This window comes from Polymorphospora rubra, assembly GCF_018324255.1.
GTDB lineage: Bacteria > Actinomycetota > Actinomycetes > Mycobacteriales > Micromonosporaceae > Polymorphospora > Polymorphospora rubra.
Window position 1 is genome coordinate 193,062 of record NZ_AP023359.1, and the last position, 23,440, is coordinate 216,501.

The 23,440-nt window shown below is 71.9% G+C and carries 20 protein-coding genes; 12 read left to right on the plus strand and 8 right to left on the minus strand.

Translation table 11 applies throughout. The annotated features are described in order from the left end of the window. Positions 1 to 281: 281 nt before the first annotated feature. On the plus strand, positions 282 to 449 hold the full coding sequence (locus Prubr_RS00870) for a hypothetical protein (protein WP_212828985.1): 168 nt from the start codon (positions 282 to 284) through the stop codon (positions 447 to 449). Between the two features lie 42 nt (positions 450 to 491). On the opposite strand, the gene Prubr_RS00875 is transcribed toward Prubr_RS00870, so the two are convergent. From Prubr_RS00875 to Prubr_RS00885, 3 genes are read right to left on the minus strand one after another with little or no spacing between them, the layout of a single operon-like run. Beyond that, positions 492 to 1,442 (minus strand): VWA domain-containing protein, encoded by a 951-nt coding sequence (locus Prubr_RS00875; RefSeq protein ID WP_212820665.1) that lies wholly within the window; start codon positions 1,440 to 1,442, stop codon positions 492 to 494. Then, entirely contained in the window at positions 1,439 to 2,404 is a 966-nt protein-coding gene (locus Prubr_RS00880) for a DUF58 domain-containing protein (RefSeq protein WP_212820667.1), read from the minus strand. Before Prubr_RS00880 ends, Prubr_RS00875 begins: the two co-directional genes overlap by 4 nt. Further along, positions 2,383 to 3,528, minus strand: coding sequence for an AAA family ATPase (locus Prubr_RS00885; protein WP_212820669.1), 1,146 nt, complete (start codon positions 3,526 to 3,528; stop codon positions 2,383 to 2,385). Before Prubr_RS00885 ends, Prubr_RS00880 begins: the two co-directional genes overlap by 22 nt. 363 nt (positions 3,529 to 3,891) lie before the next feature. Between Prubr_RS00885 and Prubr_RS00890 the strand changes: the two genes are divergently transcribed. The 3 genes from Prubr_RS00890 to Prubr_RS00900 all read left to right on the plus strand — a co-directional run bounded on the left by Prubr_RS00890 (position 3,892) and on the right by Prubr_RS00900 (position 6,221). Then, positions 3,892 to 4,122, plus strand: a complete 231-nt coding sequence (locus Prubr_RS00890; protein ID WP_212820671.1) for a hypothetical protein — start codon at positions 3,892 to 3,894, stop codon at positions 4,120 to 4,122. Positions 4,123 to 4,186: 64 nt separating this feature from the next. Further along, complete coding sequence (locus tag Prubr_RS00895) at positions 4,187 to 4,720, plus strand: PH domain-containing protein (RefSeq protein ID WP_246568189.1); 534 nt, start codon at positions 4,187 to 4,189, stop codon at positions 4,718 to 4,720. Further along, positions 4,695 to 6,221, plus strand: coding sequence for a PH domain-containing protein (locus Prubr_RS00900; protein ID WP_212820673.1), 1,527 nt, complete (start codon positions 4,695 to 4,697; stop codon positions 6,219 to 6,221). The genes Prubr_RS00895 and Prubr_RS00900 overlap by 26 nt, the downstream gene beginning before the upstream one ends. Before the next feature lie 72 nt (positions 6,222 to 6,293). Here the strand turns inward: Prubr_RS00900 and Prubr_RS00905 are convergent, their stop codons facing one another. Continuing rightward, the gene (locus Prubr_RS00905) at positions 6,294 to 7,442 is read right to left on the minus strand and encodes a phosphatase PAP2 family protein (protein ID WP_212820675.1); all 1,149 of its coding nucleotides are present in this window, start codon (positions 7,440 to 7,442) and stop codon (positions 6,294 to 6,296) included. 226 nt (positions 7,443 to 7,668) lie between these two features. On the opposite strand from Prubr_RS00905, the gene Prubr_RS00910 reads away from it, so the two are divergent. After that, positions 7,669 to 8,079 carry a thioesterase family protein gene (locus tag Prubr_RS00910; RefSeq protein WP_212820677.1) on the plus strand — a complete coding sequence of 137 codons (411 nt, stop codon included), beginning with the start codon at positions 7,669 to 7,671 and terminating at the stop codon, positions 8,077 to 8,079. Further along, positions 8,076 to 8,906: an MBL fold metallo-hydrolase gene (locus Prubr_RS00915; protein WP_212820679.1), complete on the plus strand. Its 831-nt coding sequence runs from the start codon at positions 8,076 to 8,078 to the stop codon at positions 8,904 to 8,906. The genes Prubr_RS00910 and Prubr_RS00915 overlap by 4 nt, the downstream gene beginning before the upstream one ends. Positions 8,907 to 9,575: 669 nt before the next feature. Here the strand turns inward: Prubr_RS00915 and Prubr_RS00920 are convergent. Continuing rightward, positions 9,576 to 10,502: a carbohydrate kinase family protein gene (locus Prubr_RS00920; RefSeq protein ID WP_212820681.1), complete on the minus strand. Its 927-nt coding sequence runs from the start codon at positions 10,500 to 10,502 to the stop codon at positions 9,576 to 9,578. 120 nt (positions 10,503 to 10,622) lie between these two features. Further along, a complete protein-coding gene (locus tag Prubr_RS00925) occupies positions 10,623 to 12,947 on the minus strand; it encodes an MMPL family transporter (RefSeq protein WP_212820683.1) in 2,325 nt (774 codons plus the stop codon). 101 nt (positions 12,948 to 13,048) lie between these two features. On the opposite strand from Prubr_RS00925, the gene Prubr_RS00930 reads away from it, so the two are divergent. Next, entirely contained in the window at positions 13,049 to 13,669 is a 621-nt protein-coding gene (locus Prubr_RS00930) for a TetR/AcrR family transcriptional regulator (protein WP_212820685.1), read from the plus strand. A 348-nt stretch (positions 13,670 to 14,017) separates the two neighbouring features. Then, positions 14,018 to 15,058, plus strand: a complete 1,041-nt coding sequence (locus tag Prubr_RS00935; RefSeq protein ID WP_212827296.1) for a lytic polysaccharide monooxygenase auxiliary activity family 9 protein — start codon at positions 14,018 to 14,020, stop codon at positions 15,056 to 15,058. Between the two features lie 62 nt (positions 15,059 to 15,120). Here Prubr_RS00935 and asnB read toward each other — a convergent pair whose 3' ends face one another. Then, the gene (gene asnB, locus Prubr_RS00940) at positions 15,121 to 17,088 is read right to left on the minus strand and encodes an asparagine synthase (glutamine-hydrolyzing) (protein ID WP_212820687.1); all 1,968 of its coding nucleotides are present in this window, start codon (positions 17,086 to 17,088) and stop codon (positions 15,121 to 15,123) included. A 154-nt stretch (positions 17,089 to 17,242) separates the two neighbouring features. Between asnB and Prubr_RS00945 the strand changes: the two genes are divergently transcribed. The 4 genes from Prubr_RS00945 to Prubr_RS00960 all read left to right on the plus strand — a co-directional run bounded on the left by Prubr_RS00945 (position 17,243) and on the right by Prubr_RS00960 (position 22,649). Continuing rightward, positions 17,243 to 18,718 carry an aminopeptidase P family protein gene (locus Prubr_RS00945; RefSeq protein WP_212820689.1) on the plus strand — a complete coding sequence of 492 codons (1,476 nt, stop codon included), beginning with the start codon at positions 17,243 to 17,245 and terminating at the stop codon, positions 18,716 to 18,718. Positions 18,719 to 18,856: 138 nt separating this feature from the next. Continuing rightward, positions 18,857 to 20,473: a peptide ABC transporter substrate-binding protein gene (locus Prubr_RS00950; RefSeq protein WP_212820691.1), complete on the plus strand. Its 1,617-nt coding sequence runs from the start codon at positions 18,857 to 18,859 to the stop codon at positions 20,471 to 20,473. Positions 20,474 to 20,769: 296 nt separating this feature from the next. Next, positions 20,770 to 22,005: an AAA family ATPase gene (locus Prubr_RS00955; RefSeq protein WP_212820693.1), complete on the plus strand. Its 1,236-nt coding sequence runs from the start codon at positions 20,770 to 20,772 to the stop codon at positions 22,003 to 22,005. Next, positions 22,005 to 22,649, plus strand: coding sequence for an RloB family protein (locus tag Prubr_RS00960; RefSeq protein WP_212820695.1), 645 nt, complete (start codon positions 22,005 to 22,007; stop codon positions 22,647 to 22,649). The genes Prubr_RS00955 and Prubr_RS00960 overlap by 1 nt, the downstream gene beginning before the upstream one ends. A 4-nt stretch (positions 22,650 to 22,653) precedes the next feature. On the opposite strand, the gene Prubr_RS00965 is transcribed toward Prubr_RS00960, so the two are convergent. Continuing rightward, the gene (locus Prubr_RS00965; protein WP_212820697.1) at positions 22,654 to 23,406 is read right to left on the minus strand and encodes a class I SAM-dependent methyltransferase; all 753 of its coding nucleotides are present in this window, start codon (positions 23,404 to 23,406) and stop codon (positions 22,654 to 22,656) included. Positions 23,407 to 23,440 lie beyond the last annotated feature (34 nt).

The window sequence follows — 23,440 nt, forward strand, 5'->3', positions numbered from 1 at the left end:
GGACACTAGGCGCTACCCGCAGGTAAGCAGTAACCCGCCCCCGTCCGGCCGCGCGTGTCGGCGGAGCCGGGGGCGCCGGACGGGGGCCGCCCGGGTGTAGCATCAGCGACGGTTCCGCACGGCCACGACCGATGGAGGTGATCGCTGTGCGAAATAGCGATCCTCTCAGTCGTGGCCGGGCCGACGGTCCGCTCCGCTGAGTTCCGACCCAGCCTGAGCCGGCCCCGCACCCGCTCGCGCCGCATCCACCGATCCCCGACCGCCGTCGGGGCCGGTCCCGTGTGCGGACACCGCGAGCCGCCCCGCCGCGACTGCCCCCAGCGTGTCCCCACGTCCACACGCCAGTCGCCACCGGAGAACCACCGATGAACCGCTACGTCGCCCCGCTGGGCTTCACCCTCGCCGCCGTCTGGATCCTGGTCGTCGTCGTCCTGGTCACCCCGCGCTGAACCGGCCGCGGGGCACACCCCCGCGACCGGCCCACGACCACGTCACGGCAGCCGCGACGTCCACAACAGACTCATCGCCGCCGCCGACAGCGCGAGCAGCAGCGCCACCCCGGCATACCACTGGGTCACCTCACGCGGCTCGGTACGGTGCCCGATCGAGCTGCCCATGTCCTCGTACACCTGCTTGAGCTCGGTGACCGACGCCGCCTCGTAGAAGAAACCCTGCGTCGTCTCGGCCAGCTCGGCCAGCGCCAACCGGTCGACCGGCACCCGCTGGCGCTGCCCGCCGATCTCGACCTCGCCGGCATCGGTGCCGAACGCGATCGTCGACACCGGTACGTTCGCCGACTGCGCCATCGCCGCGGCCTCCTCCATCGACCGGCCGGAGGTCCGGTAGCCGTCGGAAAGCAGCACGATCCGCGCCGGCGGGATGCCCTGCGCCCCGTCGGCCGGCACCGACCGGATCGCCTCCAGGCAGGTGAAGACCGCCTCGCCGGTGGCGGTCGCCTCGGCCAGCGTCAGCCCGTCGATGGCCTGGATGACCGCCGGCCGGTCCTTGGTCGGCGCAACGAGTACGTTCGCGGACTTGGCGAACGCCACCAGCCCCAGGTTGTAGGTGTCCGGCAGTTCGGCGACGAACTCCTTGGCCGCCTCCTGGGCCGCCTCGATCCGGCTCGGCTGGACGTCACCGGCCTCCATCGACAGCGACACGTCGATCGCGAGCATGATGGTCGCGCGTTCCAGCGGCTCCTCGGTGTCGACCGACGGCCGCGCCATCGCGGTCGCCAGCGCCACGAGGCTGAGCAGGAACGCGCCCGCCGCCGCGTGCCGCCGCCAGCCCAGCCCCTTGGGCGCCAGGGTGCGCAGCAGGTCGACGTTGGTGAACCGGACGGCGTACGACCGGCGCCGGAACTGACGCCACACGTACACGCCGGCGACGGCGAGCACCGGCAGCAGGGCGAGCAGCCACCACGGCTGCAGGAAACGGATCATCGGGTGGTCCCTCTGGTACGGGCGTGCCGCTGCGCGGCCACGAACTTGACCATGTCGAGCAGCCAGTCTGAGTCGGTACGCAGCCGCAGGTGGGCGGCGCCCGAGGCGCGCAGCTGGTGGGCGATGGCGGTGCGCTGCGCCGACGCCGCCTCGGCGTAACGGCGGCGCAGCTTCGGGTCGGCGGTCTGCACCTCGTGCAGCGCCCCGGTCTCCGGGTCGACGAGCGCGATCACCCCGACGTCGGGCAGCTCCAGCTCACGCGGGTCGACGACCTCGATGGCGAGTACGTCGTGGCGCAGCGACAGCTTGCGCATCGGCCGACCCCACTGCTCCGGCGGAGTGAGGAAGTCGGAGATCACCACCGCCACGCCCCGCCGCCGGGGCGGTCGGTTGAGCAGGTCGACCAGCGCGCCGAGATCACTGCGGCCGGGGCGTACCTGCGTGCTGACGATGGCGCGCAGCAGGCCCTGCGCCTCCTTACGGCCGGGGCGCGCCGGCAACCGGACCGGGGTGCCCTCGCCGGTGCCGACGACCGCGCCGATCCGGTTGCCGCCCCGCACCGTCAGGTGCGACACGGCGGCGGCCGCGGCCACGACCAGGTCGCGCTTGAGCCACCGGGCGGTGCCGAAGTCGAGACTCGCCGACAGGTCGACCGCCAGCCACGTCTCCAGCTCCCGGTCGGCGACCGTACGCCGGACGTGCGGGACGGTCGTGCGGGCGGTGACCGGCCAGTCCATCCGCCGTACGTCGTCACCCGGCCGGTATTCGCGCGACTCCCCCGCCTCGGTGCCCGGCCCCGGCAGCAGGCCGATGTAGTCACCCTGGAGCAGGCCGTCGAGCTTGCGGGTGACCAGCAGTTGCAGCTTGGACAGGACGGCCTCGGCCCGGCCGGAGCCGCCGCCCCCGGTCAGGCCGGGGCCGGGCGGGCTGCCGGCTGGGGTCACGGCAGCCGCCCGGGCCATCCGGCCGGCTGCCCCGGCCCGACCGGTGCGGCCTGCGGCGGTGCCGAGTTCTGCCGGGGCGCGACCGACGGCAGCGGGATGGTGGACATGATGCGGTTGACCACGTGGTCGGCCGGGATGTCGTCGGCCAGCGCGTCGTAGCTGAGCACCAGCCGGTGCCGCAGGATGTCCGGCGCGATGTCCTGCACGTCCTGCGGCAGCGCGTAGTCGCGGCCGCGCATCAACGCCAGGGCCCGGGTGGCGCGCACGATGCCGAGCGACGCGCGCGGGCTGGCGCCGTACTGGATCAGCGGGGCGATGTCGGCCAGGCCGTGCTCGGCCGGCGACCGGGTGGCGAGCACCAGCCGTACGGTGTAGTCGACCAGCGCGTTGTGGACGAACACCTGGTCGGCCTTGCGCTGCAGCCCGATGAGGTCGGTGGAGGTGAACACCGCCTCGGGCTCCGGCGCGCTGATCCCCATCCGGTAGACGATCTCGCGTTCCTCCGCGTCGGTCGGGTAGCCGACCATGATCTTCATCAGGAACCGGTCCCGCTGCGCCTCGGGCAGCGGATAGACGCCCTCCTGCTCGATCGGGTTCTGGGTGGCCATGACCAGGAACGGGTCGGGTACCCGGTGCGACACCCCGCCGATCGACACCTGCTTCTCGGCCATCACCTCCAGCAGCGCCGACTGCACCTTCGCCGGCGCCCGGTTGATCTCGTCGGCGAGCAGGAAGTTGACGAAGACCGGGCCCAGTTCCACGTCGAACTTCTCGCTGCCCTGCCGGTAGATCCGGGTGCCGACGATGTCGGCGGGCACCAGGTCGGGGGTGAACTGCACCCGGGCGAAGCTACCGCCGACGACCTTGGCCAGGGTCTCGACCGCGAGCGTCTTGGCCACCCCGGGTACGCCCTCCAGCAGGCAGTGGCCGCGGGCGAGCAGCGCCACGAACATCCGCTCGACCATCCGGTCCTGGCCGACGATGACCCGCTTGACCTCGAAGAGGGCACGTTCGAGCAGGGTGGCGTCCTCCGCCGGGGTGCTGGTGCCCTTGGTCAGCGGGCCGGCGGGCGGGGCGCTGCGGGTGGGCGGGCCGCCGTTGGCGGCGTCGATCGGGGTGTCGGGCGTGGTCGGCTGGGCCACCGGTCCTCCGAGGCGGGGTCGCGGGCGTCGGGCTGGAAATCCGTGCGTCGGTCTGAAGGTACTGCGGCGGCCTGGGATCGGCCGCGACCTTAAGACTTACATGCCGCCGCGACCGGCCGGGCAGCGAGAACCCGAAATCAGGTTCGAGAAGGCGGCAATCCGGCATCCCGCCCGGGTAGACACGCGGGGGTCCGTGATGTGTACGATGCAGCCGTCGCCGGGCGGCTTCCCCCGTGGCCGCCCGGCGCTGAAACTCCCGTACGGCGCTGAAACTCCCGTGCGCGCCCCGCCGTGAATTCCCGGCAGCGCCGCGCGTGTCGCCCCGTGCCGCGTCGGCATCCCGTCGCCCGTAGACTCGCGGCAATGGCCGATCTCCCGCCCCAGGTCGAGACACCGGTGTGCTCCGCGAAAGGTTGCCGGGCCCCGGCGGACTGGGCGCTGCGGTGGAACAACCCGAGGCTGCACGACCCGGAACGCCGCAAGACCTGGCTCGCCTGCGACACCCACCGCGAGACGCTCGGCGACTTTCTGCGGGCCCGCGGGTTCCTGCGGGACGTCACCGCGTTCACCGCATCGCCTACGCTCGAACGGTGACCGCGCACACCAACGTGACCGACCCGACCGGGACGACCACGACCGAGCCGACCGGGACGACGAAGTGACCGACGGCGCACCCGTTCCCGCCGCACCGGCGACCCGCCCGCTCGACCCGCTCGAGCCGTGGCCCGACACCGTCGACTGGCAGCCCGTCTCGCGTGATCTGATCTGGGTGGAGCTGCTGCGGCTCGCCATCCTGATGGTCGTCCTGCTCGGCGGGGTGGGGATCGCCTGGGCGCTGTCCGGGCACTGGACGTTCGGGCTCGCCTTCGGCCTGCTCGCCCTGTTCACCCTGCTGCGGGTCGTCACGATCGTGCGGGCCGTACGCGCCTGGGGCTACGCCGAACGTGACCACGACCTGCTCGTACGGCACGGCCTGCTGGTCCGCCGGCTGTCCATCGTGCCGTACGCGCGGATGCAGTTCGTCGACGTCTCCGCCGGTCCCCTGGAACGCGCGTTCGACCTCGCCAACGTGCAACTGCACACCGCGGCGGCGGCCAGCGACGCCAAGGTCCCCGGGCTGCGGCCGGCCGAGGCGTCGCGGCTGCGCGACCGGCTCACCGCGCTCGGTGAGGACCGGGCGGAGGGCCTGTGAACCCCGAGCCCCCACCCCCGGGGACGGTCCCCCTGCCCCGGGCCCGCCGCCCGGCCCCGGAACCGGCCCGCCGGCCGCCGACCCGCCGCCGGATACGGGCGGCCCGGTGCCGGGACCGGACGGGATCGAGCCCCGGCAGCGGCTGCACCCGCTGAGCCCGTTCCTCAACGGCGCCAAGTCCCTACTCGCGATCATCGCCGCGATGTCCTGGTCGACGCTGAACCGTGTCGGCCTGGGCTGGTTCGCGCTGATGGTCGTCGTGCTCCTGCTCGGCTCCCTCGCCCTCTACGTCGTCAGCTGGTACAACACCGGCTACCACGTGGTCGGTCGGGAGCTGCGCATCCACGAGGGACTGCTGTGGCGGCGGACCCGGGCCATCCCGCTCGAACGGCTCCAGGCCGTCGAGGTGGTCCGACCCCTGCTCGCCCGCCTCTCCGGGCTGGCCGAACTCCGGCTCGAGGTGGTCGGCGGCGGCAAGACCGAGGCGCCGCTGGCCTACCTGCGGATCGCCGACGCCGCCGTACTGCGCGACCGGCTGCTCGCCCTGGCCGGCCGGGCCGGCGCGGCGACCGCCCCGGCGGCCGGCGTACCGCAGGGGCCGCCCGTGCCCGGCGGACCGGCACCGGAACCGGGACCGGCCGGGGTCACGCTGACCAAGCCGGTCGAGGCACCCGGCCGCGACCTGCACGCGGTGTCCAACCGCGACCTGCTGGTCAGCCAACTGCTGACGCCCCAGGCGTTCCTGGTCCCGTTCGGTATCGCCTTCGTGCTCTACCAGTTCCTGTCCGAGGGCACGTTCTCGTTCATCGCCGTCGCCAGCGGACTGACCGCGATGGCCGGCGTCCTGCTCCAGCCCGTCCGGCGGGTCATCGACGACTGGAACTTCCGGCTGGTCCGCGAGGACGAGCGGCTACGGGTCCGCCACGGCCTGCTGGAAACCCGTGCCCAGACCGTGCCGCTGGTCCGGGTCCAGGCCATCGGCGCCACCTGGCCGCTGCTGTGGCGGCCCAAGGGCTGGCTCTACCTGCGGCTGCACGTCGCCGGCGTGACCGTCGGCGAGGGCGACAGCGGCGGCACCGACCGGCTGCTGCCGGTCGGGGTCGGGCCCGCCGCCCAGGCGATCATGGACGAGGTGCTGCCCCGCGTCGACCTGACCGCCCTCCCGCTGGCCGCGCCGCCGGCCCGGGCCCGCTGGCTGCACCCGTTCGCCCAGCCGGTGATGGGCGCCGCGCTGACCGACGAGGTCTTCGCGGTCCGCTCCGGGCCGATCACCCGCCAACTGCTGGTCGTGCCGTACGCCCGCATCCAGAGCGTCCGGGTGGTCCAGGGACCGCTCCAGCGGCGACTCGGGCTGGCGACCGTGTACGCCGACACCGCCGGCGGACCCGCCGCGGCGGCCGTTTCCCGCGACCTGCGGGAGGCCTGGGCCATGGCGGCCGACCTGACCGCCCGCGCCCGCCACGCCCGGGCGACCGGCACCACACCGTTCCCCACCGCCTGACCCAGCCCGGGTCAGGCGGTACCTCAGCCGGCGCTGACCGGCCCGACGCCCCGCACCGGCCGGTGTGGGGCGTCACCCGTTCCCGGGTCGGGCGGGGGTCGCCGACGGATCCGTCGCCGGTCCGGGCGTCGTGGACGGCGCCGACACCACGGGCTCGCCGACGGCCGCCGGCTCACCGGGCGGTGTGTCTTCGGCCACCGACTTGTCGGGCGCCGCGTCGGCGGCACCGGCCGGGGCCGGCTCCTCGGGTATCGCGCGGCGCGCCTTACGGGCCCGCCACCAGCGTTCACCGAGCCCGACGACAAGGAACGTCATCCCGACGTACAGCCAGCCGACCAGCACGTCGATGATGTAGTGCTCACCGGCGTACACCAGGGTGAACGTCATCGCCAGCGGATACGACAGCAGCAGCGGCCACCAGCGCTTGCGGACGTTGGCCAGGAAGAACACCACGACGAACAGCGCGAAGGCGGTGTGCAGCGACGGCATCGCGGCCACCGGGTTCGAGGCGATCTGGCCGGCGTTGAGCAGGTTGCCGGCACCGTGCATGCCGAACGCCCGCCAGCCCCGGGTGGAGATCCGGGCGACCTCCTCCAGCAGCCCGTACTGCGCCGCCCACCACGGCGGGGCCGCCGGGTAGACGAAGTAGGTCACCAGGCCGGTCGCGCACAGGAAGCCCCAGCGGCGCATGAACTGGCCCCAGCGGGCCCGGTTGGTCATCCACAGCACCACCGCGGCGGCCAGCGCGGCCACGAAGTGCGAGAAGTAGACCCAGCTGACCGCGACGTCCCACCAGTGGATCCGGTCCGGGTCGTACAACCGCTCCTGCAACCAGATCGTCGGCACCTCGCCGCCGGTGGCCCAGCCGATCAGCAGCCGGTCGGCCACGATCAGATCGAAGGAGTACGGGACCGCGCCGTTGTCGGCGAAGCCCCGGGAGAGGTTGTACAGCGCGAGCAGGATCACGATCGGCAGCCAGTCGCGGACGAACCCGAGGTGTGACCGGAACGGCCGCTCGCTGTTCCACGCGATCGTGGCCGTCCACAGCCACACGAAGGCGTACAGCGGATCGGTCGGCAGACCGATCAGGAGCCAACCGGCGACGAACGCGACCGACCACACGGTCATCGCGATCAGCCGGCGCCGGGGCGGCGCGACGCGGGCGGGCGGGTCCGGGGGCTCCGGCGACGGACTGGTCTGGGACTCGGACAGGGTGGCCATCGCGGTCAAGGTTAACGGCGGACGGATCCCACCTCGACGGCAGCCACCGGCGGCGGTCGACGCCCGGGCCGGTCACCCCGGGCCGGCCCCGGTCGGCGGCCGGCCGTGCGGCACGCCGACCGGCGGGTCGTCCGGCACCGGCCAGTCGTCCGACACGGGCGGATCCGGCCGGTCGGGGTGCCGCCAACGATGGCCCGACCGTATCGGAACGCCTACGCTGAGGTGCATGGAGCAGCAGCCGGATCCAGGCTTCGCGCCCGGGCTCACCGCACACGTCGAACTGACCGTCACCGACTCCGACACCGCGCAGGCGGTCGGCTCGGGTGACGTACCCGTGCTCGGCACCCCGCGGGTGCTCGCGCTGGCCGAGGCGGCCACGGTGGCCGCGACGGCCCGGCGCATGCCGACCGGGATGACCACGGTGGGCACCCGGGTCGAACTCGACCACCGGGCACCGACCCCGATCGGGCGCCGGGTCACCGCGCACGCCCAGCTCGCCAAGGTCGACGGGCGGCGGCTGCTGTTCGAGATCGTGGTCACCGACGGGGACACCACGGTGGCGGAGGGCCGCGTCGAACGGATCCTCGTCGACCGGCAGCGGTTCGTGGCCCGGGCCTTCGGCCCCGACGAGTCGTGACGGTCGCCTTCGCCGAGATCGCCGACCGGGTCCACGTCCTTCGCCACCCGCTGCTCGACGTCAACGTGACGCTGGTCGTCGGTGACGGGGCGGCGCTGCTGGTCGACACGCTGTCGACGGCGGCGCAGGCGGGCGAACTCGCCGTGGCCGCCCGCCGGGTCACCACCGACCCGTGGACGATCGTCAACACCCACCACCACTTCGACCACTGCTTCGGCAACGCCACGCTGGCCGGCGACCCGCCGGTCGCCGTGTACGCCCACGAGGAGACCGCCCGGCTGCTGTCGGACGACCCGGACGGGGTACGCCGCCGGGCGTACGAGGAGATGCTGGCGACCGAGCCGGCGCTGGCCGCCGAACTGGCCGGCACCGCCATCCTGGCCCCGACCCACCCGGTGCACCTGCGGTCCACACTCGACGTCGGCGGTCGGCGGGTCGACCTGCACCACCTGGGGCGCGGGCACACCGCCGGCGACCTGGTCGTGCACGTCCCCGACGCCGACGTGCTGGTCGCCGGCGACCTCGTCGAGCAGAGCGGCCCACCGGCGTTCGAGGAGTCCTACCCGCTGGAGTGGCCGGAGACGCTGGCCGCCCTGCTGCGGCTCGCCGGCGGCGGCACCGTGGTCGTGCCCGGCCACGGCGCCCCGGTCGGCGTGGACTTCGTACACGAGCAGCACACGGAGCTGACCGCGCTGGCCTGGCTCATCCGCGACGGGCACGCCGACGGTGCGGCGGCCGACGCGCTGTCGATGCGCTCCCCGTACGGCCCCGCGGTGGCCCTACCCGCCATCGAACGCGGCTACGCCGAACTGTCCAACCGCACCTGACCCGCCCCAAGATCCGCGTGATCAGGGAGTACGTCGAGCGTGTCGTCGGCGTGTCGAGGCTGAAGCTCCCTGATCACGCCGATCTTGGGTGGAGCGGGGCGGGCGAGGCGGAGCAAGGCGAGTGGGCCGGGGCGGGGCGGGCCGGGGCGGGCCGGGGCGGAGCAGGGCGGGGCAGGGCGGGGCAGGGCGGGGCTGGGCGGGGCCGGGCGGGGCTGGGCGGGGCCGGGCGGGGCTGGGCGGGGCCGGCAGCGGCGGAAGTGCGGTCGCGCTTGGCACGCCGGGGCCAGTTGCCGTGATCGTCTGCAGCTGAGGCACTTCGGGTACGGCGTGTCGGGCGCCTGAGCCGCAGACGATCGAGGCCCGACGGACCGGGAACGGCTCCCGAGGCGACACTGGCGCGGCGCCGCGTGGATCAGGGTGATCGTCTGCTGTCCAGCCTGTCGACACGCCGTCCACCAACGGCGGAACAGCAGACGATCAAGGCGCACAACGCACCGCACCCGCACCCGCACCCGCACCCGCACCCGCACCCGCACCAAGATCCGCGTGATCAGGGAGTTTCAGCCTCGACACGCCGACGACACGCTCGACGTACTCCCTGATCACGCGGATCTTGCGGGGCGGGGCGGGGCGGGCGGGGCGGGGCGGGGCGGGGCGGGGGCGGGGTGGTTAGGGGAAGCGGGTGGTCACCTCTACGTGGGTGGGCATGGAAGCGGCGCCGCCGGGCGACTCGCAGACCAGGGCGGCGACGCGCAGGGCGAAGTCGACCCGGCCCCGCCAGCCGGCCAGGTCCGACGGCAGGCCGTCCCGGAGCAGTCCCTCGATCAGGGCCGCCATCACCGAGTCACCGGCGCCCGTCGCGTCGACCGCGTCGACCACCGGGGCCGGCACGTGCACCCGCCCGGTCCCGTACGCGACCAGTGCCCCCGCCGCCCCGCGGGTGACCACCACCCCCTCGGCGCCGAGCGCCAGCAGCCGCTCCGCGACCTGCTCCGGGCTCTCGCCGTAGAGCGCGTCGGCGTCGGCGGCACTGAGCTTGACCAGGTGTGCGGTGGCGGCGAACTCGGCGACGACGGCCCGCTGCCGGTCCCAGGCCGCCTCGTCGGCGAGCAGCCGGGGTCGGATGTTCGGGTCGAAGACGCGCAGCCCTCCGGTCAGCGCCCAGGCGTGCCGGGCGGCGGCCAGCGCCGGCGGCCGGAGCAGGACGATCGACCCGCAGTAGAGTACGGCCGCGTCGGCCACCAGGTCGGCGTCGAGCGCGTCGGCGTCGATCAGCCCGTACGACGGCGGCTCGCCGTAGAAGCGGAAGTCGGGTTCGGCACCGGCGAAGGTGGCGACCGCGAGTGTGGTCGGTGCCGCGACGGTGACGACGCCCCGCTGCCCCACTCCGGCGCCGGTGAGGAACTCGCGGATCCGGTCGGCGAGCGCGTCGTCGCCGAGCGAGCCGACGAATTCGACGGTGCCGCCGAGCCGGGCGACGCCGACCGCGACGTTGAGCGGCGCGCCGCCGATCACCCGCCGGTAGACCGGTTCCCCTTCGCATTCGCCTTCGAGCAGGTCGACCAGGGCCTCACCGAGCACCACCGCGTACCGCATGTCTCTCCTCACCGGTCGACCTGCCGTCCACTATGACCGACGTGTCGGCCCGGCCGCCGACCGGCGCCGCGCCGGCGCCGCGCCAGCCGCCGACGCCTCGTTGCCGGCCGCCGACCGGCGTCACGCCGACACAGCGCCAGCCGCCGGCGCCTCGTCGCCGGCCGACACCGCACCGCCCACGGGCACCACGCCGCCCGTCGACACCGCACCCTCCATCGGCACCGGGTCGTCGACCGAACCCACACGGTTCACCGGCACCAGGTCGGTGCGGTGCGGGTCGAGGCGCTGTTGCAGCCGGCGCAGCGGGGCCGGCGCCCACCAGTTGGCGCGGCCGGCGAGCCGCATGAAGGCCGGCACCAGGATCGCCCGGATGATGGTGGCGTCGACGAGGACGGCGATCGCGACCCCGATGCCGACCATCTGGAGGTACATGACGTCGCCGGTCGCGTAGAGCGAGAAGGACAGGGCGAGGATGACCGCGGCGGCGGTGACCAGCGGCGCGCTGCGCTGGATGCCTTCGAGGACGGCACGGGTGTTGTCGCCGGTCTCCGCGTACCGTTCCTTGATCCGCGACAGCATGAAGACCTCGTAGTCCATCGAGAGTCCGTACGCGACGCAGAAGATCAGGATCGGGAAGGTCGGGTCGATCGTACCGATCGGGGTGAAGCCGAGCAGGTCGGCGAAGGCCCCGTTCTGGAAGATCACGACGAGCGCACCGAACATCACCGTCAGGCTCAGCAGGTTGAGCACGGTGGCCTTGACCGGGATCAGCAGGCTGCCGGACATCAGGAAGAGGATCACGAAGGTGACGACCAGGATGAGTACGCCGACCAGCGGCACCCGGTCCATCAGCGTGGCCCGGAAGTCGGTCAGTTCGGCCGGGTAGCCGCCGATCAGCAGCTCGTCGAACGGCGCCGGTACGGCCCGCAGCCGCTCCATCAGGCCGGTGACGTCGGTCCCGGCGAGCACCTCCCGGGTCGGGATCGCCTCCAGGCGCTGCCCGGCCGTGCTGGTCAGCCGGTCGACGGCCGGTGCGGCGGAGATCCGGTCGCCGGACACGAAGACGCCGGCGGTCGAGTTGACCTGCGCGACACCGGGCACCCGGGACAGTTCGCCGGCGTACCGGGCCACCGCGTCGCCGGGGGTGGCGCCGCCGGCCGGGGCGACGAAGTGGACGGCGTCGTTGGCCTCCTGGGCGAAGTTGGCCCGCAGTTCGTCGTACGCCTGCCGGGTCGAGGCGGTGGGTGGCAGGACGCGGTCGTCGGGCAGCCCGATGCGCAGCCCGATCGCGGGCGCGCCGAGTATGCCGATCAGCACCAGGCCGGCGGTGGCGAACAGGACCGGCCGGCGCATGACCCGGGCGCCGAGCCGGTACCAGAATCCGTTCTCCCCGCCGGTGGTCGTGGTGCCTGCCGCCCCGCGGCGCAGCGCGCGGTGCCCGAGCACGGCCAGGGCGGCCGGCAGCAGGACGAGGGCACCGAGCACCGCCATGACGACGACGAGCACCCCGGCGTACGCGAACGACCGCAGGAACGAGTACGGGAAGGCGAGCATCACCGACAGGGCGGCGGCGACGGTCAGCCCGCTGAAGATCACCGTACGGCCGGCGGTGCGTACCGTGGTCACCACGGCGTCGGTCACGGTGGCGCCGCGGGTGAGTTCCTCCCGGAACCGGGCGATGACGAACAGGCTGTAGTCGACGCCGAGCCCGATGCCCATCACCAGGGTGATGTTGGCGGCGAAGGTGGAGACCTCGGTGATCTCGGCGAGCCCGCGCAGGCCGGCGAGGGTGCCGAACACCGCGAACAGGCCGACGCCGAGGGTGAGCAGGGCCAGCCGTACCCGGCGGTAGAGCACCACCAGCAGCACCGCCATGAGCGGGATGATGAGCAGTTCGGCGCGGATGAAGTCCTGCGACGCCTGTTCGCTGACCTGGCTGGACACCGCTTCGGAGCCGGCCACCTGGACGCTGACCGGCCCGGCCGTGCGGGTGTACGCCGGCAGCAGCCGCTCCCGGATCTCGGCCCGGGTGGTGGTCGCGTCGCCTTCGACGTACGCCAGGACGAGCGCGTGCCGCTGGTCGGTGCTGCGCAGTGTCGGGTCGCCGTCCTGGGACCAGTACGACCACACGTCGCCGACCATCGGTTCGGCGCGTAGTTCGTCGGCGAGGGCGGTGCCGGCGGCGACGGCCTCGGCGGAGTCGACGTCGCCCGATTGCGTGGTGACCAGCAGGATGAGGTTGGCGTTGCTGGTGCCGAAGTCGCGTTCGAGCAGCTGGCGGGCCTGGACGGATTCGCTGCCCGGGGCTTCCCAGCGGTTGAGGACCAGTACGCCCATCGCCGTCGCGCCGACGCCGGCCAGGGCGAGGGTGAGCAGCAGTCCGGCGATCAGGATGCGGCGCCCGCGGTGGGCGGTGAACGCGCCGAGCCGGGCGAGTGGTGACATGGTGGTCCCCTTGTGTCGTCTGCTAGCGTCAAAAACACGAGCGATCGCCCGCATTTTGAACATACGAGCAATCGCTCGCATTAGTCAAGGAGGTTGGCCCGGTGGCCGATACCCGCCCCGTCCGCCGGCAGGCCCGCGGTGAACGCCGGATCGCCGAGATCCTCGACGCCGCGCTGGGCCTGTTCGCCGAGGTCGGCTACGACGCCGCCACCACCAACGCGATCGCCGCCCGGGCCGGCATCTCCCCCGGCTCGCTCTACCAGTTCTTCCGCAACAAGGAGGCGATCGCGCAGGCGCTGTCGGAACGTCTCGTCGAGGGGACGCGGAAGGCGCACGGCGCCGCCTTCGCCGACCGACCGGTGGCCGGCCTGCCGCTCGACGAACTCATCGACCTGATGCTCGATCCGTTGATCGAGTTCAACGTGTCGAACCCGGGCGCGAAGACGCTGTTCGGCAACACCGACATGCCGGCCCAACTGGCGGCCGCGACCCGGCCGCTGCACGAGGCGGTCACCCGGCGGGTCACCGCTGTGATCACCGCCCGCGCCCCGCACCTGGCCCCCGCGGCGGCCGAGCGCACGGCGACCGTGGTCGTACAGATCGTCAAGGGCATGATGCCGCCTGTCGTCGCGGCCGACGACGACGAGCGCGCCGCCCTGGTGACCGAACTCAAGCGGGTCATCCGCGGCTACCTGGCACCGCTCGAGGACACTCCGGCCTGAACGACATCGAAGTACGACTATTGCGTCGGCCGTCGATCCATGGTGCGATAGCCACGCCGAGGCGGCGCGGGGGCTAACGCGCCGTAGGCGCATGGAAGCCATGCGCCGGGAGCCACGCGAAGACCAGGTCCGACACCGGGCCTCCGTCCGCGTGCCCGCCGAGCCGTCCGCTTCCCTCCTCTGGCGGAGCCGACCCACGCTCACCACGGCACACGACACCCGGTACCGGTCCGCAGCACACCCGCGAACCGATGGAACCGAGCCCCGGCCACCCCGCCGCGGTTCCGGCCCCAGAAGGAGAACGTCGTGAGACTCCTACGCAGGGTGGCGGTACTGTCCGCCACCGTCATGTTGACCGCCGGCGTCGTGTCGGTGGTCAACCAGACCGCGGCCTGGTCGCACGGTGCCGCCATGGCACCCGGCAGCCGTACCTACCTGTGCTGGAAGGACGGCCTCAGCCCGCAGGGCAACATCCAGCCGATCAACCCCGCCTGTACGGCCGCGGTGAACCAGGGCGGCGCCAACCCGCTCTACAACTGGTTCAGCGTGCTGCGGTCGGACGCGAACGGCCGGACGACCGGGTTCATCCCGGACGGCCAGCTGTGCAGCGGCGGCAACCCGGTGTTCTCGGCGTACGACGCGGCCCGCACCGACTGGCCGCTGACGCACCTGACCGCCGGCGCCAACTTCAACTACCGGTACAGCAACTGGGCGCACCACCCGGGCACCTTCTACTTCTACGTGACGAAGAACAGCTGGAGCCCGACCCGGCCGCTGGCCTGGAGCGACCTGGAGGAGCAGCCGTTCCTCACGGTGACCAACCCGCCGCAGAACGGCGCGGTCGGCACCAACGAGGGGCACTACTACTTCAGCGGCAACCTGCCGTCGAACAAGAGCGGCCGGCACATCATCTACTCGCGGTGGGTCCGCTCCGACAGCCAGGAGAACTTCTTCGGCTGCTCGGACGTGACCTTCGACGGCGGCAACGGCGAGGTCACCGGCCTCGGCCGCGGTGGCAGCAGCCCGAACCCCACCACCCCGCCGCCGACCACCCCGCCCACCACCCCGCCGCCCACCACCCCGCCGCCGACCGGCTCCGGCTGCACGGCGACGCACACGGTGGTCAGCTCCTGGAACGGCGGCTACCAGGGCGAAGTGAAGATCACCAACACCGGTGGTTCGAGCATCGGCAACTGGACCGCCAAGTGGACCCTGGCGGCCGGCCAGAGCATCGGCACCCTCTGGAGCGGCACACACACGGTGAGCGGTTCGCAGGTGACGGTGACCAACGCGGCCTGGAACGGCAGCCTGGCCCCGGGAGGCTCGACCACCTTCGGCTTCACCGCCAGCGGCACGAGCGGATCACCGACGGTGACCTGCACGACGTAACCGCGACCGAACAGGGCGGCGGCCCGGACCGTTTCGGTCCGGGCCGCCGTGCGTCGACCGGGTCAGTGCACCATCGAGCCGACCACCGGCTTGGTCAGCAGCGCCGACTGGTTGCGCTGGATGCCGGGGTCGAGCGTGCGCGCAACGAAGATCGCGTGCCAGATGCAGAAGATGAGCACCGTCCAGACCTTGCGCGAGTGGTCGGCCTCCTCCCGCTTGTGCTCCTCGAGCAGCCGCATCGCGTACGACAGGTCCAGCAGTTCGCCGGCGCCGGAGGTGCTCAGCACGTGGCGGGCCCACTCGTACATCTCGCCGCGCAGCCACACCCGGGTCGGGGTCGGGAAGCCGAGCTTGCGCCGGTTGACGATCGCCGGCGGCACCACGCCCTGGAGGGCCTGGCGCATCGCGTACTTGGTGGCGTCGGAGCGCGGCGGCAGCTTCAGGTCGACCGGCACGGTCGCGGCGACGTCGAAGACCTCCTTGTCCAGGAACGGCACCCGGACCTCCAGCGAGTGCGCCATCGAGATCCGGTCGGCCTTGACCAGGATGTCGCCGCGCAGCCAGGTGTAGAGGTCGACGTACTGCATCTTGGTGACGTCGTCGAGTTCGGTGCACTCGGCGTAGATCGGGGCGGTGACGTCGGTGTAGCGCACGTTCGGGTCGTAGCGGCGCATCAGCTTCTGCTTCTCCGCCTCGGTGAACATCCGCGCGTTGCCGTAGTAGCGCTCCTCGATCGGCGTGGTGCCGCGCTCCAGGAAGCTCTTGCCCTTCACCCCCTGCGGGATGACCTTCGAGACCGCGCGCAGGCCCTTCTGCATCGGGTCCGGCAGGCCGTTGACCGTGCCGAGCGACAGCGGCTCGCGGTAGATCGTGTAGCCGCCGAAGAACTCGTCGGCGCCCTCGCCGGACAGCACCACGGTGACGTGCTCGGCCGCCTTCTTCGCCACGAAGTAGAGCGGCACCAGCGCCGGGTCGGCGACCGGGTCGTCGAGATGCCACACGATCTTGGGCAGCGCGTCGATCATGTCCTGCGGACCGATCTTCGTCGGGATCGTGGTCACCTCGAGATGCCGCGCCGACTCCTGGGCGACGTCGATCTCCGAATAGCCGGGCACGTCGTAGCCGACGGTGAAGGTCAGGATGTTCGGGTTGAACTCCCGGGCCAGGGCCACCACCGCGGTCGAGTCGATGCCGCTGGACAGGAACGAGCCGACCGGCACGTCGGCCCGCATGTGCATCCGTACGCTCTCGCGCAGCACCTCGCGGATCTGGTCGTAGAGCCGCTGCGGCTCGTCGACCGGGGTGGGCCGGAACACCGGCTGGTACCAGCGGCGCACGTCGACCCCGCCGCCGCCCGTCACGCTCCAGGTCAGGCACTCCCCCGACCCGATCCGGTGGATGCCCTGGTGCAGGGTGCGCGGCTCGGGGACGTACTGCAACGTCAGGTAGTGCGACAGGTTGGCGGCGTCGACACCGGCGTCCCCGGCGTACGCCGAGTGCGCGAACGGCAGCAGCGCCTTCTTCTCCGACGCCAGGTAGATCCCGTCGGCGGTCTGCAGGTAGTGCAGCGGCTTGATCCCGAAGTGGTCACGGGCGCCGAACGCCTTGCGCTCCAGGCGGTCCCAGATGACGAAGGCGAACATGCCGCGCAGCCTGGTGAGCACCCGCTCACCCCAGAAGTGGTAGCCCGCGACGATCGCCTCACCGTCACCGAGGGTGCTGAACTGGGCACCGAACTCGCGGGCCAACTCCTCGCGCAGCTCGATGTAGTTGTAGATCTCACCGTTGAACGTCAACAGGTAGCGGCCGCCCGCGTACGGCAGCGGCTCCTGGCTGTGCGCCACGTCGATGATCGACAGCCGCTTGTGGGCGAACACCGCGTCCGCGAACTGGCCGGTCGCGTCACCGATGATCTCCACACCGGTCTCGTCCGGCCCCCGGTGGTGAAGACACTCGAGGGCACCGGCGATCGCGTCGCGGTGGGCGGCGGCTTCGCCGCGCGCGCTGAAGAAGGCCAGAAGTCCGCACATGGCGGCCATCTTTCCACGGTCACGCCCGCCGTACGTCGGCACCGGCCCGACACCTGACGTATATCGCCGGACACCAGCGACTTCCCCCCGCCGGCGCGCGGTACGGTCGTGTACCGGCGGGGACGGACCGCGAGCAACGTTGTGGGGAGGCGTCATGGGCGACGACCGGGTCGAAAACACGCAGGCGACACGCACCGAGTCACACGACCCGGACTTTCCGGCGAAGCTGCTCGAGTTCATGCGCGGCGGCTGGCGCGAGGACCCGCTGCACGTCGGCCCGCGCCCGGAGGTACCCAACTACGCCAAGCGCCGCGCCGCACTGTCCGCCGCCTTCGCCGGCGAGACCCTGGTCATCCCGACCGGCCGCGACAAGGTACGCGCCAACGACACCGAGTACGCGTTCCGGCCCGGCAGCGACTTCGCCTACCTGACCGGCGACTACGACCCCGGCAGCGTGCTGGTGCTGCGCCCCAACGGCGGTGGCCACGACGCGATCCTCTACACCCGCCCGCAGGCGGCCCGCGACCGCGACGACGACTTCTTCCGCAGCCGCGACGGCGAGCTGTGGGTCGGCCGCCGGCACACGCTGGCCGAGAAGGCCACCGAACTGGGCCTGGAGACCGCACCGCTGACCGAGCTGGCGGCCGCGCTCGCCGACTGCGCGCCGGGGCACACCCGGGTGCTGCGCGGGTTCGACGCCCGCGTCGACGCCACCGTCCGGCCGTACGACCCCAACCGGGCCGGGGCCCGCGACCGTGAACTGGCCGCGGTGCTGTCCGAGCTCAAGCTGGTCAAGGACGAGTGGGAGATCGCCCAGCTCCAGGACGCGATCGACGCCACCGTACGCGGCTTCGAGGACGTGGCCCGGATCCTGCCGGCCGACCGGCCGGTCAGCGAGCGGCTGGTCGAGGGCATCTTCGGCCTGCGGGCCCGGCACGACGGCAACGACGTCGGCTACGCCACGATCGTCGGTGGCGGCGCGCACGCCACGATCCTGCACTGGACCCGCAACACCGGCACCACCCGCCCCGGCGACCTGCTGTTGATGGACATGGGCGTGGAGAACCGGCACCTCTACACCGCCGACGTGACCCGCACCTTCCCGGTCAACGGCACCTTCACCGCGCTCCAGCGCCAGGTCTACGACGTCGTGTACGCGTCGCAGCAGGCCGGCATGGACGCGATCAAGCCCGGCGTGAAGTTCCAGGACATCCACCTGACCTGCATGCGGGTGCTCGCGCAGGGCCTCGCCGACCTGGGCATCCTGCCGGTGAGCGTCGACGAGGCGATGGAGTCCGACTCGTCGGTCTACCGCCGGTGGACCCTGCACGGCTTCGGCCACATGCTGGGCATCGACGTGCACGACTGCGCCAACGCCCGCAAGGAGCACTACCGCGACGGCACCCTCGCCGAGGGCAACGTGCTGACCGTGGAGCCCGGCCTCTACTTCCAGGCCGAGGACGACCTGGTTCCCGAGGAACTGCGCGGGGTCGGCGTACGCATCGAAGACGACGTGCTGGTGACCCCTGCCGGCGCGGTCAACCTCTCGGCGGGCCTGCCCCGGCGGTCCGACGAGGTGGAGAGCTGGCTCGCCACCCAGCGGGAGGCCGGTCACCGACTGCCCGGCTGACGCCCGTACCGAGCTCGAACCGAGGCGCCCGGCGACCGGCCGGGCGCCCCACCGTGGTGCCTGGAAGGATCCACGGCACCACGGTGTTCGACCGTGCCTCCCCGCAGGGGTGGGGCGGCACGACCACGAGGAGGTTTCATGCGGGTCCGCAGAGTCGCGGCCTGGACCACGGCGGCGCTGGTCGTCACCTTCGGAGCCACCGCCTGCACCGGCGGCGACGACGTGCCGGCGGACACGATCGTCGTCGGCCTGGCCGAACCGGCGCACCTGATCCCGTCGAACACCATCGAACCGAACGGGGCACAGGTGCTGGCCGCCCTGTTCACCCCGCTCGTCGGCTTCGACGCCGAGCACCGGCCGGTGCCGCTGGCGGCCGAGTCGGTGGAGTCCGAGGACAACTCGGAGTGGACGGTGAAGCTCAAGCCCGGATTCACCTTCCACAACGGCGAGAACGTCACCGCCGACAGCTACCTCAACGCCTGGAACCACGCCGCGTACGGCCCCAACGGGCAGGCCGGCGGCTACCTGTACGAGAAGGTCGACGGCTACGCCGACCTGCAGACGACCGACCCGGACGGCCCGGACAGCGGGCAGCCCGCCACCGAACCGAAGGCCCGTACGCTCACCGGGCTGGCCAAGGTCGACGACCTGACGTTCACGGTCCGGCTGTCGGCGCCGTTCGCCGAGTTCCCGTCGATCCTCGGGCACCGGGCGTTCCTGCCGCTGCCGGCCTCGGCCTGGCAGTCCGAGGGGGTGCTGAAGGCCGACTTCGAGCGGGCCGTGGTCGGGCAGGGGCCGTTCCGGCTGAAGGGCACCTGGGAGCCCGGAAAACCCATCGAGGTCGAACGCTACGACGCCTACCCGGGCGAGAAGCCCCGGCTCAGGAGCGTGCAGTTCCGGATCTACGACCAGCTCTCCGCCGGGCTCGCCGACCTGACCGACGGCGCCACCGACCTCGTCCGCAACATCCCGGCCACCAGCGTCAAGGCGGCGCAGGAGGCGCTGGGCGACCGGCTGCGCAACGGCCCGAACTCGGCGTACCAGTTCCTGGCGTTCCCGACGTACGAGCCGGAGTTCGCCTCGCCGGAGGTGCGCCGGGCGATCTCGATGGCGATCGACCGGGACGCGGTCAACGGCTCCGGTGACCAGCAGGCACCGGCCCGCTCGTTCGTGTCCCCGCTGGTCGCCGGCGCCCGGCCGGACACCTGCGGCGAGGCGTGCGTGTTCGACCCGGCCAAGGCGAAGGCGGCGTACCAGGCGGCGGAGGGCCCGGCAACGCTGCGGATCACGTTCAACGACGACGGCGGCCACCGCGAGTGGGTCGACGCCGTCTGCGGACAGTTGCGCACCAACCTCGGCGTCCAGTGCGAGGCGGTCGCCGAACCGACGTACCGCGACGTGCTGCGCAAGGTCGACGCCCGGCAGCCGGTCGGCCTGTTCCGGCAGGCCTGGTCGATGGACTACCCGTCGATGGAGAACTACCTGGCCCCGCTGTACGCCAGCGGCGGCTCGTCGAACTACTCCGGATTCAGCGACGCCGGCTTCGACACGCTGCTGCGCGAAGGCGGCCGGGCCGCCGACCAGGCCGCCGCGATCAGCAAGTACCAGGAGGCGGAGGCGGTGCTGGCCGAGCAGGTGCCGGTGCTGCCGCTGCGGTTCGGCCGGGAGAGCTACGGCCACTCCGAGCGGGTCCGCAACGTCGAGACCGACGCGTACGGCCAGATCGACCTGTTGAAGGTCGAACTGACCAGCTGACGGCCCGGGGCGGGTCTGACCGGCCCGGGTCGGCTGGCGGCCGGGACACACGTTGCTGTCGCGGGCCACAGCGAATTCGATGTATCCACACTGAATTCGCTGTGGCCCGCGACAGTTACCCCTCCGGCGGGTCCGGCCACACCAGCGGATGCTGAGATCGTCGCCGCAGGGCAGTTGGAACCCTGTTTCCGTTCGGTCTGGACGTAGGATGCTCTCTGCATGCTGGACTGGCGCACGGAGGCGACCTCTTGCTACTGCGATTCGAGGTATCCAACCACCGCTCGATCAAGGAGCCGGTGGAGCTGTCGATGATCGCCGTCGACGAGGATCGGCCGTCGGCGCGCGCGTTCGAGCGACTCTCCGAACGTGTCCTCAGCATCGCCGGTATCTACGGTCCGAACGCGTCCGGAAAGTCCAACGTGCTCGACGCACTCGCCTGGCTCTCCGCGGCGGTAGGCCGGTCGCTACGCACCTGGGAAGAGGTCATACCCCGCGAACCCTTCAAGTTTGACGGGTGGCTGGAGAGAGCATCGACGTTCGAACTCGACATGATGGTGGCCGACGTCCGACACACGTATCGACTCGAGGTCGATGATTCGGCGGTCATTTTCGAGCAGCTACAGAGCTACCCGGAACAGCGAGCCAGGACCCTTCTCGAGCGTGAGGGGATGGAGCTCAGTTTCCGCCGCGGATTGAAGGGACTGTCCGGCACCCGCCAACTGTTGACGTCGACGACCCTGGCCCTCTCGGCGGCGGCACGTTTCGGCGAGCCCGAGATTCTGAACTTCAGAAAGTCCCTGGAGCAGATCGGCCTCTTGGGCACCCGACACCGGGTGCCCCGTTGGCGCGAACAGTCGGCCGGGCTGGGCCGGACCATGCGCCTGTTCGACACCCCGAGCGGCGAGGGGCGACAGGGCGCCTCGGACGAGGAAGCCGCCCACCTCGTGAACCGGGAAACCGCGTTGACGCTACTGAGATTCGCGGACCTGGGAATCGAGGACGTCGAAATCCTCGAAGAAAGACTGCCCGACCTCTTCGCGGACCTTAGGGGGGCCCGAAAAAGGGTGCGACTGATTCACCGGGCCGCCGACCAGGAGCTTCCGTTCGAACTGGACGAGGAGTCCGAAGGAACCCGGACCTGGTACCACCTGATCGGGCCGGTGCTGAAGGCTCTTCGGACCGGCCAGGTACTACTCTTCGACGAGATCGACGCCAGCCTGCATCCGCGCCTGTCCGCGAAGTTGCTGGAGTTGTTCCAGGATCCGGTCACGAACCCGCACGGTGCGCAACTGGTGTTCACCACCCACGACACGAGCCTGCTCAATCACCTCAACCGGGACGAGGTGTGGCTGACCGAGAAGGCCGCGGAGGGGTCGACCACCCTCACCGCACTGGCCGAGTTCGGTGGGGACAGGGTGCGTAGATCCCTCAACCTGGAAAGGGCCTATCTGCAGGGAAGGTTCGGCGCGGTTCCCGAACTCGACCAGCAGACCCTGCGTCGGGCGCTCGGCATGGCCGCCCAGGAGGACTGATGGCGGCACGTGGTCGGACGGGCCCCAAATCCCTCAAACGCAAGGTCGGCACCCGGCTACCCCGAAAGACCCTCGCCGTGTACTGCGAAGGGCAGCGCACGGAACCCGAATACCTGGAAGCCCTCCGGCGGGAGCCGCTGATCCGGGACGTGGCCGCCGTGGATCTGACGATCGAGACCCAGGGCAAGGGCTCGGTACCACTGACTCTGGTCAAGATGGCGATCGCCGCGAAGGAGAAGACGGACCGCGAGCAGGGTGAGGTGGACGAGTTCTGGTGTGTCTTCGACGTCGAGTGGCCGAGGAACCATCCAGGACTCACCGAGGCACTGACGCTCGCCGCCCGGCACGGCATTCTGGTCGCGGTCTCGAACCCCTGTTTCGAGCTGTGGCTGGCCCTGCACTTCAACGACCACCGGCGATGGCTCGACAACGACGGAGCCCGGAGGCTCCGCCGGACCCACGACGGACAGTCGGACAAGGGACTCGCGGCGCAGACCTACATGACGTTGCGGAAGGCGGCGGCCGACCGGGCCAGGGCACTGGAGAAGTGGCATGCCGGCAACGGCACCGAGTTTCCGCACGACAACCCGTCCACCGGCATGCACCGGCTCATCGCCTCCGTAACACCGCCGTTCGACCACTGACGGCTCAGGAGCGTTTGCGGGCGAACCAGACCTCCTCGGTCGGCCACCGACGCGCCCAGTCGAGGCCGACGAAGTCGTACGCGGTCTGCGCGCCCTCCGGTGCCCGCACCTCGATCAGGTCCTCGACCTCGAAGCCGCAGCGGCGCAGCAGCCGGATCATCTCGCCGTGCGGCAGGTGGAACTCGACCCCCTCGCCCGGCCACTCGAGACGGTGCAGCCCGAACAGCGGGCGCAGCAGCGTCTCGCCGGCCGCGCCGACGTCGGGCATCGTCAGCATCAGCTGCACGGAGTTGGCCAGGAAGATCAGCCGGCCGCCGGGGCGCAGCAGCCGGGCCGCCTCGGGGATCCACCGGTACGGGTCGCACCAGATCGCCGCGCCGTACTCGCTGATCGCCAGGTCGGCGCAGGCGTCCGGCAGCGGCACCTCCTCGGCGTTGGCCAGGATCAGCGGGAAGTGCAGATCGAAGCGTTCCTGCATGGCGCGGGCGGTGGCGAGCTGGCGGGGCGAGTTGTCGATGCCGATCGGGCGGGCGCCGCGGCGGGCCAGCCAGGCCGAGACGTAGGCGGTGCCGCAGCCGAGTTCGACCGCGTCGAGGCCGGCGACGTCGGCGGGCAGGACGGGCAGCTCGGACTGCGGGATCTTCCAGATGCCCCAGTCGGGTTCGTCGGCCGCCCAGTTGGCGGGAGCCCGCTCGGCGTACCAGTCGGCGATGTTGTCCCAGACCTCGCGGTTGGTCTGTACGTGGTTGGTGGTCACGGCTCATTGCACGCCGCGCGGCGGCGCCCCGGCA

What these genes read in the sequence shown, in the direction of transcription:
- Prubr_RS00875 (WP_212820665.1), bottom strand. Translation starts at nt 1,442, where the DNA reads ATGATCCGTTTCCTGCAGCCGTGGTGGCTGCTCGCCCTGCTGCCGGTG.
- Prubr_RS00880 (WP_212820667.1), bottom strand. Translation starts at nt 2,404, where the DNA reads ATGGCCCGGGCGGCTGCCGTGACCCCAGCCGGCAGCCCGCCCGGCCCC.
- Prubr_RS00890 (WP_212820671.1), top strand. Translation starts at nt 3,892, where the DNA reads ATGGCCGATCTCCCGCCCCAGGTCGAGACACCGGTGTGCTCCGCGAAA.
- Prubr_RS00905 (WP_212820675.1), bottom strand. Translation starts at nt 7,442, where the DNA reads ATGGCCACCCTGTCCGAGTCCCAGACCAGTCCGTCGCCGGAGCCCCCG.
- Prubr_RS00910 (WP_212820677.1), top strand. Translation starts at nt 7,669, where the DNA reads ATGGAGCAGCAGCCGGATCCAGGCTTCGCGCCCGGGCTCACCGCACAC.
- Prubr_RS00920 (WP_212820681.1), bottom strand. Translation starts at nt 10,502, where the DNA reads ATGCGGTACGCGGTGGTGCTCGGTGAGGCCCTGGTCGACCTGCTCGAA.
- Prubr_RS00925 (WP_212820683.1), bottom strand. Translation starts at nt 12,947, where the DNA reads ATGTCACCACTCGCCCGGCTCGGCGCGTTCACCGCCCACCGCGGGCGC.
- Prubr_RS00935 (WP_212827296.1), top strand. Translation starts at nt 14,018, where the DNA reads ATGTTGACCGCCGGCGTCGTGTCGGTGGTCAACCAGACCGCGGCCTGG.
- asnB (WP_212820687.1), bottom strand. Translation starts at nt 17,088, where the DNA reads ATGTGCGGACTTCTGGCCTTCTTCAGCGCGCGCGGCGAAGCCGCCGCC.
- Prubr_RS00945 (WP_212820689.1), top strand. Translation starts at nt 17,243, where the DNA reads ATGGGCGACGACCGGGTCGAAAACACGCAGGCGACACGCACCGAGTCA.
- Prubr_RS00950 (WP_212820691.1), top strand. Translation starts at nt 18,857, where the DNA reads ATGCGGGTCCGCAGAGTCGCGGCCTGGACCACGGCGGCGCTGGTCGTC.
- Prubr_RS00960 (WP_212820695.1), top strand. Translation starts at nt 22,005, where the DNA reads ATGGCGGCACGTGGTCGGACGGGCCCCAAATCCCTCAAACGCAAGGTC.